General features: G+C 72.9%; 10 protein-coding genes. 2 read left to right on the forward strand and 8 right to left on the reverse strand.

Annotation, left to right across the window (positions count from 1 at the left end; all coding sequences use genetic code 11):
* Positions 1-24: 24 nt before the first annotated feature.
* The 3 genes from V4Y04_RS08890 to V4Y04_RS08900 all read right to left on the reverse strand — a co-directional run bounded on the left by V4Y04_RS08890 (position 25) and on the right by V4Y04_RS08900 (position 2,797).
* Positions 25-1,302: an ArsA family ATPase gene (locus V4Y04_RS08890; protein ID WP_332426832.1), complete on the reverse strand. Its 1,278-nt coding sequence runs from the start codon at positions 1,300-1,302 to the stop codon at positions 25-27.
* Between the two features lie 60 nt (positions 1,303-1,362).
* The gene (locus tag V4Y04_RS08895) at positions 1,363-1,878 is read right to left on the reverse strand and encodes an SRPBCC family protein (RefSeq protein WP_332426833.1); all 516 of its coding nucleotides are present in this window, start codon (positions 1,876-1,878) and stop codon (positions 1,363-1,365) included.
* Positions 1,879-1,999: 121 nt separating this feature from the next.
* Positions 2,000-2,797, reverse strand: a complete 798-nt coding sequence (locus tag V4Y04_RS08900; protein ID WP_332426834.1) for a metallophosphoesterase family protein — start codon at positions 2,795-2,797, stop codon at positions 2,000-2,002.
* 311 nt (positions 2,798-3,108) lie between these two features.
* Here V4Y04_RS08900 and V4Y04_RS08905 point away from each other — a divergent pair, with 311 nt between their 5' ends.
* Positions 3,109-4,920, forward strand: coding sequence for an AMP-dependent synthetase/ligase (locus V4Y04_RS08905; RefSeq protein ID WP_332426836.1), 1,812 nt, complete (start codon positions 3,109-3,111; stop codon positions 4,918-4,920).
* Between the two features lie 218 nt (positions 4,921-5,138).
* Here V4Y04_RS08905 and V4Y04_RS08910 read toward each other — a convergent pair whose 3' ends face one another.
* A complete protein-coding gene (locus V4Y04_RS08910) occupies positions 5,139-6,281 on the reverse strand; it encodes a glycosyltransferase family 4 protein (protein ID WP_332426837.1) in 1,143 nt (380 codons plus the stop codon).
* A gap of 221 nt (positions 6,282-6,502) precedes the next feature.
* On the opposite strand from V4Y04_RS08910, the gene V4Y04_RS08915 reads away from it, so the two are divergent.
* Positions 6,503-7,714: a glycosyltransferase 87 family protein gene (locus V4Y04_RS08915; protein ID WP_443079981.1), complete on the forward strand. Its 1,212-nt coding sequence runs from the start codon at positions 6,503-6,505 to the stop codon at positions 7,712-7,714.
* A gap of 485 nt (positions 7,715-8,199) precedes the next feature.
* On the opposite strand, the gene V4Y04_RS08920 is transcribed toward V4Y04_RS08915, so the two are convergent.
* The 4 genes from V4Y04_RS08920 to V4Y04_RS08935 all read right to left on the reverse strand — a co-directional run bounded on the left by V4Y04_RS08920 (position 8,200) and on the right by V4Y04_RS08935 (position 13,600).
* Complete coding sequence (locus V4Y04_RS08920; protein WP_332426838.1) at positions 8,200-9,405, reverse strand: hypothetical protein; 1,206 nt, start codon at positions 9,403-9,405, stop codon at positions 8,200-8,202.
* A 141-nt stretch (positions 9,406-9,546) separates the two neighbouring features.
* The gene (locus V4Y04_RS08925) at positions 9,547-10,575 is read right to left on the reverse strand and encodes a C40 family peptidase (RefSeq protein WP_332426840.1); all 1,029 of its coding nucleotides are present in this window, start codon (positions 10,573-10,575) and stop codon (positions 9,547-9,549) included.
* A 262-nt stretch (positions 10,576-10,837) separates the two neighbouring features.
* A complete protein-coding gene (locus tag V4Y04_RS08930) occupies positions 10,838-11,905 on the reverse strand; it encodes a C40 family peptidase (protein ID WP_332426841.1) in 1,068 nt (355 codons plus the stop codon).
* 345 nt (positions 11,906-12,250) lie between these two features.
* Positions 12,251-13,600, reverse strand: coding sequence for an NYN domain-containing protein (locus V4Y04_RS08935; RefSeq protein ID WP_332426842.1), 1,350 nt, complete (start codon positions 13,598-13,600; stop codon positions 12,251-12,253).
* Positions 13,601-13,610: the final 10 nt, after the last annotated feature.

A 13,610-nucleotide genomic window follows, 5' to 3' on the forward strand; every position in this document is an offset into this window, starting at 1 on the left:
GGTACCCGAACGGAGGTACCGGCTTCACGGGGTGCGCGGCCACAGCCGCGGATCCGGCCGGAACCGGATGCGCAGTTCGCCCTCGCGCAGGGCCGCGCCGTCGACGGTGCAGCGGCGCAGCACGGAGGGCAGCGGGACCGTCCGCCGGAACGGTCCGGCGGTGACGGCGATCTCGTCGCCGTGCCGGATCAGGTCCAGTTCCTCGCGCCGGGCGCCGGGCAGTGGGATGTGCCAGACCAGGACGCCGTCGTCGGCGGTGGGGGTCCCCCCGCTCGAGCTGATCCGTGAGTGGGGGAGGCCGGTGACGGGCCACTCGGCCACCGCGGGCCCCGCCGTGGCGTCGGACGCGCCGGATGCGGATGCGGCGGATGCGGATGCGGCGGATGCGGATGCGCCGGGTGCGGCGGGCACGCCCGGTACGGCGAGCGCGGTCAGGTCGTCCGGGCCGCGCGGGTCGCGGCCGAGATGGGCGACGGGGCGGACGTCGTATGTCTGGCGCCACTCGTCCAGCGTCTTGCGCTGCTGGGCGACCGGGCCGGCGAGCCAGCCGTCCCCGACGTCCTCGGGCAGTACCCGGTCGGCGACCAGCACGTCGGTGCGCAGTCCGCGCAGGGCGAGGCCGAGTCCCGCGGTGCGTACGGCCTCGGCGCCGGCGGGGCCGGGTTCGGCGACCAGCCGTACGGTGGTGTCCCGGTCGGCGAGGACGGCTTCGACGGCGGCCAGTTCGGTGTCCCACCGGGCGGCCGTGCCGTACAGCCATTCCGCGGGCATCGGGACCCCGGCGAGGCGGCCGAGCACGGGGCGCAGGGCGCGGGCGGCCTGGCGTTCCGGCGGGAGCAGCCTGCCCAGGGCACGGCGGAGGTCCTCGGGGAGGGCGAACAGGGCCAGGGCCCGCTCGGCGGGCGGCAGGTCGACGACGAGCAGGTCGTACGCCCGGGACAGTGCGGCGTCCCGCAGGGCGCGCAGCACGGAGAGTTCCTCGGCGCCGGGCAGCGGGCCGAACTGCTCAGGGTCGAGCCGGGACGCGCCGAGCAGGCCGAGCGCCGAGGCGGCCCGGTCCTGCAGCGCGGCCAGGTCCGCGCGGAAGTCCTCACCGGCGTCGACCCGTCGCGCGGTGAGGCCCTCGGCGACCTCGACGGGCGCGGCGCCGACGGGCGTGCCCAGCACCGCGCCCAGCGTGTCCGTCCGGTCCGTGCCGAGCAGCAGGACGCGGGTGCCCGCACGCGCGGCGGCGAGCGCGGTGGCCGCCGCGACGGTGGTACGTCCGCTGCCGCCGGGGCCCGTGATCAGGAGGGTGCGCATGAGGGTGAACGCTACCGGTGCGCGCACCCGCGTCCGACCGGCCGCAAGAGCGACAGCGCGCTACTCGGCGCCCGGCTTCCCGCCGGACCCGGTTCCCGGTTCGGTGCCGGGCCCGGTCCCGGTGTCGGTACCCGGCTCCTCGCCGGCCTCCACCCGCTTCTTCAGTCCCGCCAGGGCCCGGTCGATGATGACCTTCTCGGCCTTGCGCTTGATCATGCCGAGCATCGGGATCTTGACGTCGACGGTGAGCCGGTAGGTGACCTCGGTGGCGCCCGCGCCGGCCGGCTTCAGGAGGTAGGAGCCGTCCAGGGAGCGCAGCATCTGGGACTTCACCAGCGTCCAGGACACCTCGTGCTCACCGGTCCAGGTGTACGCGAGGGTCTGGTCGTCCTTGATCGCGCCGGCGTCCATGACGAGGCGTACCTGCTCCGCACGGCCCCGGCCGTCGGTTGCGAGGACCTCCGCCTCCTTCACCTCGCCGGTCCAGTCCGGATAGCGGGCGAAGTCGGCGATCACCCCCATGACCTCGGCCGGTGCCGCCTCGATCGTGATGCTCGAGCTGGTGTGTTCCGCCATCGCCGTGGCTCCTCCAGATGCGGGCCGTAGTCGGATCGCCGTGCGCGGCCCACGCGCACGCCCGTGCAGCGGAAGGCTATCGCGCGCCCTGCCGGCGCAAGTCACCCGACCTGGGACATCCTCACCATTCGAGGACCCAGGGTCGGCCGCGACTCGCGAAGTGCCCCACGTTCACGCACTCGGTGGCCCCCACCCGCATGCGCCGGACCAGCGGCTGGTGCACATGCCCGAACAGCGCGTACCGGGGCCGGGTGCGGTGGATGGCGTCCAGCAGGGCGCGGCTGCCGCGCTCGAAACGGCGGGCGACGGTGTCGTACACCAGCTCCGGTACCTCCGGCGGGATGTGCGTGCACAGCACGTCGACCTCGCCGACGGCCTCGATCTTCGCCGCGTACTCCTCGTCACTGATCTCGTACGGCGTGCGCATGGGCGTGCGCAGTCCGCCGCCGACGAAGCCGAAGACCCGGCCGCCGATCTCCACCCGCTCGCCGTCGAGGACGGTGGTGCCGGGTCCGGCGTACTCCGGCCACAGGGCCGGTATGTCGACATTGCCGTAGGTGGCGTAGGTGGGGGCGGGAAAGGCGGCGAACAGTTCGGCGTACTGCTTGCGCACCGCCTCCCGGATCGCCGAGGCGCGGTCCGCGCCGATGCCCGCCCACAGCCGGGCCTGGAAGTCGCGCGCCTCCTCGAAGCGGCGGGCGGTGCGCAGTTCCACGATGCGGTCGGCGTTCTCCGTGCCGAACAGGTCGGGGAAGATGCCGCGCGAGTGGTCGGCGTAGTCGAGGAAGAGCACCAGGTCGCCCAGACAGATCAGGGCGTCGGCGCCGTCACCGGCCGTGGCCAGGTCGCGGGCGTTGCCATGGACGTCGCTGACCACGTGGACGCGCGTACGGCGGTTTCCGGCCGGTGTGGATGCCATGGCGATCAAGCGTAGCCAGGGTGCGGCCCTTGTGAACAGGGGCGGCCGGACCGGCGGCCAGTGGCCCCCTTTCAAGGGGGTGGACTACTGTGCGCGATGGTAATCAACTCGTTCACCAACGTGTGTGACACAGCGAACATCTCAACGGGCCCCCCTGTCGTTCCGGCCATACCGGCGGGTAACGTCCGGGCAGTCCACTCGTGCTCAGGGTTTCAACAGGTGAACCCTCGAGCACCCGCCCGAGCCTTGGACCGCGCTGTCGTCGCATCCCACACCGTCGTGGCGCCGGCGCCCTAAGAGGAGCAGCAGTCTTGCGCGAGTTCAGCCTTCCGGCTTTGTACGAGGTCCCTGCGGACGGAAATCTGACCGACATAGTCCGCAGAAACGCCGCGCAGCATCCCGATGTCGCCGTCATGGCCCGCAAGGTCGACGGCGTGTGGCAGGACGTGACGGCCACCGTCTTCCTCGCCGAGGTGCGCGAGGCCGCCAAGGGACTCATCGCCTCCGGCGTCCAGCCCGGCGACCGGGTCGCCCTGATGTCGCGCACCCGCTACGAGTGGACGCTGCTCGACTTCGCGATCTGGAGTGCCGGCGCGGTCACGGTGCCGGTGTACGAGACGAGCTCGGCGGAGCAAGTGGCCTGGATCCTCGGCGACTCCGGTGCCACCTCCTGTGTGGTGGAGTCGGACGGCCACTCCGTCATCGTCGAGTCGGTGCGCGACCGGCTGCCCGTCCTGAAGCACGTGTGGCAGATCGACCGCGGCGCGGCCGGGGGCGGCGCGGTGGAGGAACTGGGCCGCCTGGGCCAGGGCGTGGCCGACGAGACGGTCGAGGAACGCAGCTCCGTCGCCGGCGCCGACGACCCGGCGACCATCATCTACACCTCCGGGACCACCGGCCGCCCCAAGGGCTGTGTACTCACCCACCGCAGCTTCTTCGCCGAGTGCGGCAACATAGTGGAACGGCTGCGTCCGCTGTTCCGTACCGGCGAGTGCTCGGTCCTGCTCTTCCTTCCGCTCGCGCACGTCTTCGGCCGCCTGGTGCAGATCGCGCCGATGATCGCGCCGATCAAGCTGGGCTGCGTCCCCGACATCAAGCAGCTCACCGACGAACTGGCCTCGTTCCGGCCGACGCTGATCCTGGGCGTGCCGCGGGTCTTCGAGAAGGTCTACAACTCGGCGCGCGCCAAGGCCCAGGCCGACGGCAAGGGCCAGATCTTCGACAAGGCCGCGGACACCGCGATCGCGTACAGCAAGGCGCTGGACACCCCGTCGGGGCCGTCCCTCGGCCTGAAGATCAAGCACAAGGTGTTCGACAGACTCGTGTACAGCAAGCTGCGCACGGTACTCGGAGGGCGCGGCGAGGCCGCCATCTCCGGCGGCGCCCCGCTGGGCGAGCGTCTCGGCCACTTCTTCCGCGGCATCGGCTTCACGGTGCTGGAGGGTTACGGGCTCACCGAGTCGTGCGCGGCCACCACGTTCAACCCCTGGGACCGGCAGAAGATCGGCACGGTCGGGCAGCCGCTGCCCGGCTCGGTGGTCCGCATCGCCGACGACGGCGAGGTACTGCTGCACGGCGAGCACCTGTTCAAGGAGTACTGGAACAACCCGGGCGCGACCGCGGAAGCGCTCGCCGACGGCTGGTTCCACACGGGCGACATCGGCACCCTCGACGAGGACGGGTATCTGCGGATCACCGGCCGCAAGAAGGAGATTCTCGTCACGGCGGGCGGCAAGAACGTCGCCCCCGCGGTGATCGAGGACCGGATCCGCGCGCACGCGCTGGTCGCGGAGTGCATGGTCGTCGGCGACGGGCGGCCGTTCGTGGGCGCGCTGGTCACGCTCGACGAGGAGTTCCTGGGCCGCTGGGTGGCGGAGCACGGGAAGCCCGAGGGCTCGACGGCGGTGTCGCTGAGCGAGGACCCCGAGCTGCTCGCCACGATTCAGACGGCTGTCGACGACGGGAACGCGGCGGTCTCCAAGGCGGAGTCGGTGCGGAAGTTCCGGGTGCTGCCTTCGCAGTTCACGGAGGAGTCGGGCCATCTGACTCCGTCGCTGAAGCTGAAGCGGAACGTGGTGACGAAGGACTTCGCTCACGAGATCGAGGCGATCTACGCGAAGTAGGGTTCGGGGCCGGCCGGTGGTCGGCGGTTGATGGTTGATGGTTGGTCATGGCGCGGGCTCCCTGGCGTGCGGGGGCCCGCGTTGTGGTGCGGGAGGGCGGGTGCCGCGAGGCCTTTTCGCCCCCGCCGTCCCTTCCCGTCCCGTCCGTCCCCGGGGGCGCTGCCCCGGGCCCCGCTCCTCGAACGCCGGGGGGAGGGGACGGCTCTTCCCGAAGCCGGCTACAGCAGGGTCTTCAGGGTTTCTGCCAGGAGGTCCCAGCGCCACTTCTCTTCGACCCAGGCCCGGCCCCGTTCGCCCATGCGGTGACGGAGTCCGGGGTCGGCCAGGAGGGTGATGACGCGGTCGGCGGACTCGGCGGGGGTGTCGCCGCGGACGACCCAGCCGGTCTCGCCGTCGAGGACCGCGTCGGGGGCGCCGCCGGAGTCGCCGGCCACGACGGGCAGGCCGGTCGCGGAGGCCTCCAGGTAGACGATCCCCAGCCCCTCGACGTCCAGTCCCCCGCGCCTGGTCCTGCACGGCATCGCGAAGACGTCGCCGGCGCCGTAGTGGGCGGGCAGCTCGGACCAGGGCACGGCTCCGGTGAAACGGACGGAGCCGGCCACCCCGGTGTCGTGCGCGAGGCGGCGCAGGTCCTTCTCGTAGGGCCCGCCGCCGACGATCAGCAGGACGGTGTCCGGCTCGGCGGCGAGGATCGCGGGCAGCGCGCGGATCAGCGTGTCCTGCCCCTTGCGCGGCACCAGCCGGGAGACGCAGACCACCACCGGACGGTCCGTCAGGCCGAGCCGGGCCCGGACCTCGTGGCCGCCGGAGCCGGGGTGGAACGTCTTCTCGTCGACTCCGGGCGGCAGTTGCACCATCCGCGAGGCCGCCTCGGGGGTGAGCGCGCCGGCGATCCGTGAGCGCGTGTACTCGCCGAGGTAAGTGATGGTGTCCGTGGACTCCCCGATGCGGCGCAGCAGTTGCCGGGCCGCGGGCAGCTGGGCCCAGCCCGCCTCATGGCCGTGGGTGGTGGCCACGATCCGCTCGGCGCCCGCCCGGCGCAGCGCCGGTGCCATCAGCCCGAGCGGCGCCGCCGCCCCGAACCAGACCGAGGCACAACCGTGTTCGCGCAGCAGCCCGACGGCCTGCCGGGTCGCCTGCGGGGTCGGCAGCAGCATCGGCGTACGGGCGCGTACGACGGTGAAGGGCTGCTCGGCGTCGAAGGCGGCGGTCGTCCGGACGCCCTCCCGGGAGCGCTTCCAGGTCGAGGCGTACACGACGAGCTGCGCGGGATCGAGGCGCAGCGCCATGTTGTGCAGAAACGCCTGGATACCGCCCGGCCTGGGCGGGAAGTCGTTGGTCACGATCAGGGTCTTTCGCATCGTGGCAGACCCTACCGAACCGGTGTGTCCGGGCCGTGGGCGCGGCGGGCCGCTGTGGCACTCTCTCTCAGGGGCGCGGGACGTCATGGCCCCTCGGGGCGGCGCACGAACGCGTACGGACGCGCACGGACACGCATGGACACGCATGGACGGACAGGGATCACGTGGACACGACGGGCTCACGCGGGTACCCGGCTCGGCCGCCGGCGCGCCGACAGACGGTGTTCCGGCCTCTGCTGGTGTGGGTACCGACGAGAGCGCTGCTGCTGTTGTTCGTCCTGAAGGTGATCGTCTTCCCCGGCCCGGACGTCACCAGCGACGTGTCCGTGATCTACCAGGGCTGGTACGACGTCCTGCGCGCCGGAACGTTCCCGTTGGACGACGTCACCTGGCAGTACCCGCCCGCGGCGGCGCTGGCGATCCTCTCCCCCGGCCTGCTGCCGTTCCTGGAGTACGCGACGGCGTTCTTCGTCCTGGTGTTCCTCGCCGACCTGGCCACCCTGGTCCTGCTGCTGTACGCGGGCGGCCGGCCGGGCCGGACCCGGCTCGGTGCCTGGGTGTGGGTGGCGGGCGTGCCGCTCCTCGGGCCGACGGTGTATGCCCGCTACGACGTGATGGTGACCGCGGTGGCGGTGGCCGCACTGCTGGCCGGACCCGGGCGTCCCCGGCTGCTGGGGGCGCTGGCGGCGTTCGGCGCGCTGCTGAAGGTGTGGCCGGCGATGCTGCTGCTCGGTGTCCGCCGGCGTTCCGCGTGGGTGTCGGCCGTGGTGACCGGGGCCGGCGTGGCGGCCGTGTTCGCGGCCCTGATGCCGGGCGCGTTCGCGTTCCTGGGTTTCCAGCGCGACCGGGGCACGGAGGTGGAGTCGCTGGGGGCGCTGGTCTTCCATGTCGCCCGGCATTACGGCTGGGACGGCGAGGTGCTGCTGAACTACGGCTCGGTGGAGTTCATCGGCCCCTCCGTGGACCGGGTCAGCGCGGGCGCGATGTTCCTGAGCGGGGCGGCGCTGGCCTGGCTGGTGCTGTGGCGGCTGCTGGCCCGCCGTTTCGAGCCGCACACCTTCGCCGACGCCGCGTTCGTGGCGGTGCTGATGTTCACCACCACCAGCCGGGTGATCAGCCCGCAGTACGTGGTGTGGCTGGTCGGGCTCGCCGCGGTCTGTCTGTGCCATCGGGCGAGCCGGATGCGGGTGCCGGTGGTCCTGGTGCTGGTCGCGTCGTTCGTGACGGTGCTGGAGTTCCCGCTGTGGTTCGCACACGTCGTGGCCAGTGACGCGCTCGGTGTCACCCTGCTGTTCGTGCGCAACGGCCTGCTGGTGGCGGCCACGTTCCTCGCCGCCCGCACCCTGTGGCGCTCGACGGTCACGCCCGGGCTCCCGTCCGCCCCGGCCCCCGCTCCGGCGGCCCGCACCGAGAAGGCGCCGGCCTCCCCCTGACCCTCCCCCGACACTGCTCCTGTGTCCCTGCACCCGTCCTGGTCCTGCGCCTGCACCCGTCCTGGTCTTGGCCCTGGTCCTGTGCCCGTGCCCGTCCCTGTGCCCGTGCCCGTCCCTGGTTCTGGTCCCGTCCCTGGACCCGCCCCTGGTCCTGCGCCTGCACCCGTCCTGGTCTTGGCCCTGGTCCTGTGCCCGTGCCCGTCCCTGTGCCCGTGCCCGTCCCTGTGCCCGTGCCCGTCCCTGTGCCTGGTCCCGTCCCTGGTTCTGGTCCCGTCCCTGGACCCGCCCCTGGTCCTGCGCCTGCACCCGTCCTGGTCTTGGCCCTGGTCCTGTGCCCGTGCCCGTCCCTGTGCCTGGTCCCGTCCCTGGTCCCGTGCCCGTCCCTGGTCCCGTGCCCGTCCCTGGTCCCGTGCCCGCCCCTGGTCCTGCGCCTGCACCCATCCTGGTCCCGTGCCCGCGCCTGCGTCTGCCTCTGTGCCTGTGTCTCAGCCGAACTGCTCGCGCAGGTAGCCCTGCCATCGCATGGTGAACTCCTCCGGTGTGGTGCCGAGGACCCGCCGCATCGCGTCCTCCACCGCGCCGTCCCTTTGTCCGTGCGCGCCCACGGCCCGGTAGAAGGCGCCGAGCCGTTCCTCGCCCCAGTGCTCGGCGACGAGGTGGCAGGCCATCCAGCCGCTCTCGTAGGCACGGGCGAGGCCGTCGGCGTTGTCGGTGAAGCCGAAGTCGTCGTCGGCCGGCAGTCCGGAGGGCACCTCGCCGTGGCGCACCGCTCGGGCGAGTTCCGGCGCCGCCTCGGCCGGGACGTGGTCTCCGCCCCGGTAGCCGACCCAGTCGGCGAAGCCCTCCGACAGCCACAGCGGGGTCGCGGCGGTGGTGTGGGCGCGGGTGGCGACGTGGGTGGTCTCGTGGGTGACGACGACCTGCCGGCCCGAGTCGCCGAGCAGTCCGAAGGCGTCCGGGTTGACGACGACCCGGTCCGCGGGCGCCTGTGCGTCGGCTCCGGTCTCGCCGGTGGTGACGGCCGCGATGCCCCGGTAGGAGGAGGCGGGCGAGCCCAGCAGTCCCGCCATGTCCTCCAGGGACCCCGGGACCAGGAGGACGACCCGCCGCGCCCAGCCCGATCCCCAGGCGTCCGACACGGCGGGCACCGCCCGGTCGGCCAGCGCCGCGTAGTCGCGCAGCCTCACGTCGGTCTGCCCGACGCCGAGCACCAGGCTCCGTTCTCCGTGCACGGCGCGCACCGCGCCCTGGTCCCACAGCTGGCGGCCGGACTTCCCGGCCGGCCGGTCGGAGACGACGGCCCATCGGCCGTTCTCGTCCCGGCTCAGGCGCAGGGTGCGGGCGGTGGTGACGGGGGCCCGGTCGTAGCCCTCGACGCGGTAGCCGAGGTCGGCGTCGACGGTGGCGGTGTCGCCGGTGCGGTGCACGGTGGTGACCCGGTAGCTCCAGGCGGCCAGCGGCACCTCGCGCAGGCTGTCGTATCCGGCCCGGGTGCCGGTACGGGCGTAGGCGACGGCGTCCTCGCCGAGGACGGCGTCGGCCCGCCGGTCGAGCAGGGCCTGCACCTCGGCGCGGGGGCTGTCGACGGCCGGCCCCTGGCCGCACGCGACCAGGGCCACGAGCAGGGAGACGAGCAGTAGGCACCGCACCGCCGCCACCGGCGCCCCGGGCGCCCACCTTCGTCCAGCCACCCTTGTGAGGGTACGGGCGCCGGGCCGTTCGGGTCAGACCGCCCGGACCGACGGCCCCGGCAGGTCTCTCACGACCGGCCGACCGGCCGACCGACGCCGCCCAGGCCGCTCCGGCCGGCCTGTCGTGGCCGCCCGTTCCGGTCAGACCCTGGTGACCGACGAGACGGGCATCATCCCGACCGGGTCGTAGCGGACGGGGGCGCCGGGGTAGGGCGCGTGGATCACCTGACCGTTGCCCACGTACATGCCGACGTGGCCGGCGTCGGTCCGGTAGACGACCAGGTCGCCGGGGCGGGCCCGGGAGAGCGGTACTTGTGTGCCGGCGTACCGCTGGGCCTGCGAGGTCCGCGGGAGGGCGACCCCGGCCTGCGCGTACGACCACTGCGTCAGACCGGAGCAGTCGAACCCGGAGGGCCCGTTGGCGCCCCAGGCGTAGGGCTTGCCGAGGGCGGAGCGGGCGGCTGCGACGGCGGCTGCCGCGCGGCCGGAGGCGGCGGTGGCGCCGTCCGGGCCGTCCGGGCCGGGCAGGTCCGCGCCGCGGCCGGAGCGGGCGGCCCGCTCATGGGCGGCGCGCTCGTCGTCGGGGAGGGCGTTGAGCAGCCGCCGGGCCTGGGCGAGCTTGTGCTCGACGGTCTTCTTGTGGGCTGCGACCGCCTTGCGGCTGCGGTCCAGCTCGCCCAGCTTGCGGGAGGCCTCCGCACGGTCCTGGTCCAGGGTGCGCACGGCCTCCTGGAGTCCCTTCAGCTCGCCGGCCCGGCGGGCGGTGAGCCGGTCGAGCACCGAGGCCCGCTCGAGGTAGTCCTCGGGGTCGGCGGAGAACAGCAGCGCGAGGGACGGGTCGAGCCCGCCGGAGCGGTACTGGGCGCCGGCCAGCGAACCCAGCGACTGCCGCATGCCGTTGACGCGGTCCTGCTGCCGGGCGATCTCGTCCTGAGCCGCGTTGACCTGCCCCCGCAGGGTGTCCGCGCGCTCGTCGGCCTTGTTGTACGCCTCGGTCGCCCGCTCGGCCTCCGCGTAGAGGCGGTCCACTTCGGTCCTGGGGTCCTCGTGCGGGGTGGCCGTGGCCGGTACGGCTCCGAGGGCGGCTGCCGCCACGGACAGGAGCCCTACGGCGACGGTGGTGCCCCGGTCGGGGCCGGGGGACGGTGCAAGGCGGCGATGGGACCCCACGGGGAACCGCGCTCCTTCCGCTGACGGACGGGGAAACGCGGGAGACAGTAGCCGTGGGGCGGGCTGCCGGCCAACGGCCCCGGCGGCCGCACACCGTGGCGCCCCGCCTCCGACGCAGGTCACAGGCGGGGCGCGGGGCCGGGCGGCGGCGACGCGATTCCCCCGAACGGGGGCACGCGTCCGGGTCCGGAAGCGGTCGGGCAGGACCGGTGCGAACCCCGTGCCAGCCCTGGCCGGGGCCGGCACGGGCTCCGGCGGAACGTCAGACGCGGACGCCGAACATGAACGGGCCGCCGATGGTGTTCATCGACTCGTAGCGGACGACGGTGCCGCTGCGCGGGGCGTGGATGATCTGGCCGTTGCCCGCGTATAGACCCACGTGGTGCAGGTCGTTGAAGAAGAAGACCAGGTCGCCGACCTGGAGCTGGCTGGTCGAGTAGATCTTGGTGCCCGCGCCGGTCTGCGACTCGGAGGTACGCGGGATGGAGACGCCGGCCTGGGCGTAGGCCCAGGAGGTGAGGCCCGAGCAGTCGTAGGAGGACGGGCCGGTGGCGCCGTAGACGTACGGGGAGCCGAGCTTGCTCTGGGCGGCGGCGAAGGCGGCACCGGCGCGGCCGGAGCCGCTGCCGACCGGGGTGGAGCTGCCGGTGTCGGTGTTGGTGGCCTTGAGGACTTCCCGCTCGCTGGTGCGGGTGGCGCGCTCCTCCTCCTCGGCGAGCTGTGCCTTCTCCTCGGCGGTGAGGGTGTTGAGCAGCTTCTGCGCGGCACCGAGCTTGCTCTGGACTTCCGTCTTCTTCTTGCCCAGTTCGGTGCGGGTGGAGGAGAGGTCCTTGAGCTTCTCGGAGGCCTCGGAGCGCTGCTGGGCGAGCTCGCGCTGCTTCTCCTGGATCTCCTTGAGCGCGTCGACCTGCTGGGTGCTCAGCTGGTCGAGGGCGGACGCCTTGTCGAGGTAGTCGTCCGGGTCGGCGGAGAGGAAGAGCTGGAGCGAGGGGTCGATGCCGCCGCTGCGGTACTGGGCGCTGGCCATCGAACCGAGGCCGTCGCGCAGCTCGTTGAGATCCTGCTGCCCCTTGGCGACGTTGTCCTGGATCGTGGAGATCTCCTTCTGGAGCTTCTCCTGCTTCTCCTTGGCGCCGTTGTACTTCTCGGTGGCCTGCTCCGCCTCCTGGTAGAGCTTGTCGACCTTGGCCTTCACCTCGCCCTTGCTCGGCTTCTCGCTGGGGGCCGCGTTGGCGGCCTGCGAGCTCAGGACGACGGCAGCTGCGGCAGCGGTGGTGAGCACTGTGACACGTGCCCGGTTCGGCTGCTTGGGACGACGGTGGGACGCCACGGAGGCGAGCTCCTTCTTCCTCCAGCCGCCTACCGACACGCCGGTGGGCGGGGGCCTCCGCCGTCGCCACCCCATGTGAACGATCAACCGAGCGGAGGTTCGAACTCCGACCCTAGTGATTCTCTTGCGATCAGTTCAAATCCCCGGACATGAATTCTCTGTCACAGTATGTTTCTTTACCCTCAACTCACCTGCAGTGACATCACCCTGACGCTGCGTTGCGTCGATATCGCACCAATTCGGGCAATCGGTGGGTACGTTGCCGTTGGGGCTTACGTTCCAGATGGGACGTACCGCACTTTGCGACCCGCGGGGCCCACGGGGCCGGCGGGCCGACGCGGGCCTCTACGCCCGGGAGAAGCGCTTCAGCAGGACCGCGGAAGCGACCGGGCGGGCGCCCGCGCGGGCGACCCCGTCGGCGACCTCGCGGTCGGTGGAGACGACGATGACGGGCCGTCCCGGCGGCTCGGCGCGGACCAGTTGGCGGATCAGTTCGTCGGCGGTGACTCCCGGCTTGGAGAACAGCACACGCACTCCCCGCGGCGGCGCGAGCAGGACGGGAGCGGCCAGTTCGGCCCCGTCGAAGACGCAGGTCATCTCTGCGCCGGTCTGCGCGGCGAGCCGGGCGAGCTGGCCCAGGATCCTCAACCGCTGCTTCTCCAGGGGCATCTGGGGGTATCCGGTCTTGGTCACGTTGTAGCCGTCGACGACGAGATGTGCCTGCGGCAGCGCCAGCAGCTGGTCGAGGATGGCCGGGTCGCCCTCGGACAGCGCGCGGGCGGCGATGTCCTTGGGGGACATGCTGCCGGGCTCGACGGCGTCCACGGTCTCGGCGGGCCGGACGGACACGGGAGGCAGCGCGAGTTCGCGACGGAGCCCCTGGGCGGCCTCCAGCACGGTGTCCAGGAGCAGCCGTACCCGCATGTCCTCGACGCTGCGCCCCTCGCGGGCGGCCCGGCGGGCGGCCTCCAGAGCCGCCTCCGACTCACCGAGGCGCGCCTTGAGCCGCCGGGACTCGCTCTCGGCGGCGGACACCTGGGACTGCCCGTCCGCGCGGAGGGCGTCCATCTCGCCCTGCAGTTTGCGCAGCGCGGCCGCACCGCGCTTGACGTCGCTGAGCGCGGACCGCAGTTTGCGGTGCAGCGAGTCCGCTTCTTTCCTGGCGGCTTCCAGGTCGGTGCGCAGCCGCTCGGTCTCGGACCTGGTGTGCTCGCGGGCATGGGCGAGTTCCCCGCGCAGCCGCTCCAGCTCGGCCCGGGTCTCGTCGTCGACGCGCTCGGCGTCGGCCCGCTGGGCCTCCTCACCGGCGGCGGTCACCAGTTTCACCCAGCCCGGCGGCCGTATGACATAGGCCGCGGCCGCCACGTCCAGCGGGTCCGCGGCCGGAGGCGGGGAGCCTGAGCCGAGAGCGCCGGCCAGTTCCGGCTGGGCCTCTCTCAGCTGCTCCCCGATGCGCTGGCGGAACAGCGGCTCGGTCTCCAGGGCGGCGGCCATCGCGTTGCCGGCGAACTTGGCGCGGCGGGTCGGGGTGAACCGGGCGTACTGCCTGAGCTGGGCGGGCAGCTCGGAGACGGTCAGTCGGCCGAAGCCGTCGGAAACGATCTGGACGACCCGGCGGCGCACGCCGTCGGGCAGCGGACGGTCGAACACCTCGGCGGTGCCGCTCTCCGGCCCTCCGTCCGCGGTCTCCACCATCCGTCACACC

This window comes from Streptomyces sp. P9-A2, assembly GCF_036634175.1.
Taxonomy (GTDB): Bacteria; Actinomycetota; Actinomycetes; order Streptomycetales; family Streptomycetaceae; genus Streptomyces; species Streptomyces pratens.

Excerpts from the sequence above, each read along its gene's own strand:
- V4Y04_RS08900 (WP_332426834.1), bottom strand. The coding sequence starts at position 2,797 with ATGGCATCCACACCGGCCGGAAACCGCCGTACGCGCGTCCACGTGGTC.
- V4Y04_RS08895 (WP_332426833.1), bottom strand. The coding sequence starts at position 1,878 with ATGGCGGAACACACCAGCTCGAGCATCACGATCGAGGCGGCACCGGCC.
- V4Y04_RS08890 (WP_332426832.1), bottom strand. The coding sequence starts at position 1,302 with ATGCGCACCCTCCTGATCACGGGCCCCGGCGGCAGCGGACGTACCACC.
- V4Y04_RS08910 (WP_332426837.1), bottom strand. The coding sequence starts at position 6,281 with ATGCGAAAGACCCTGATCGTGACCAACGACTTCCCGCCCAGGCCGGGC.
- V4Y04_RS08935 (WP_332426842.1), bottom strand. The coding sequence starts at position 13,600 with ATGGTGGAGACCGCGGACGGAGGGCCGGAGAGCGGCACCGCCGAGGTG.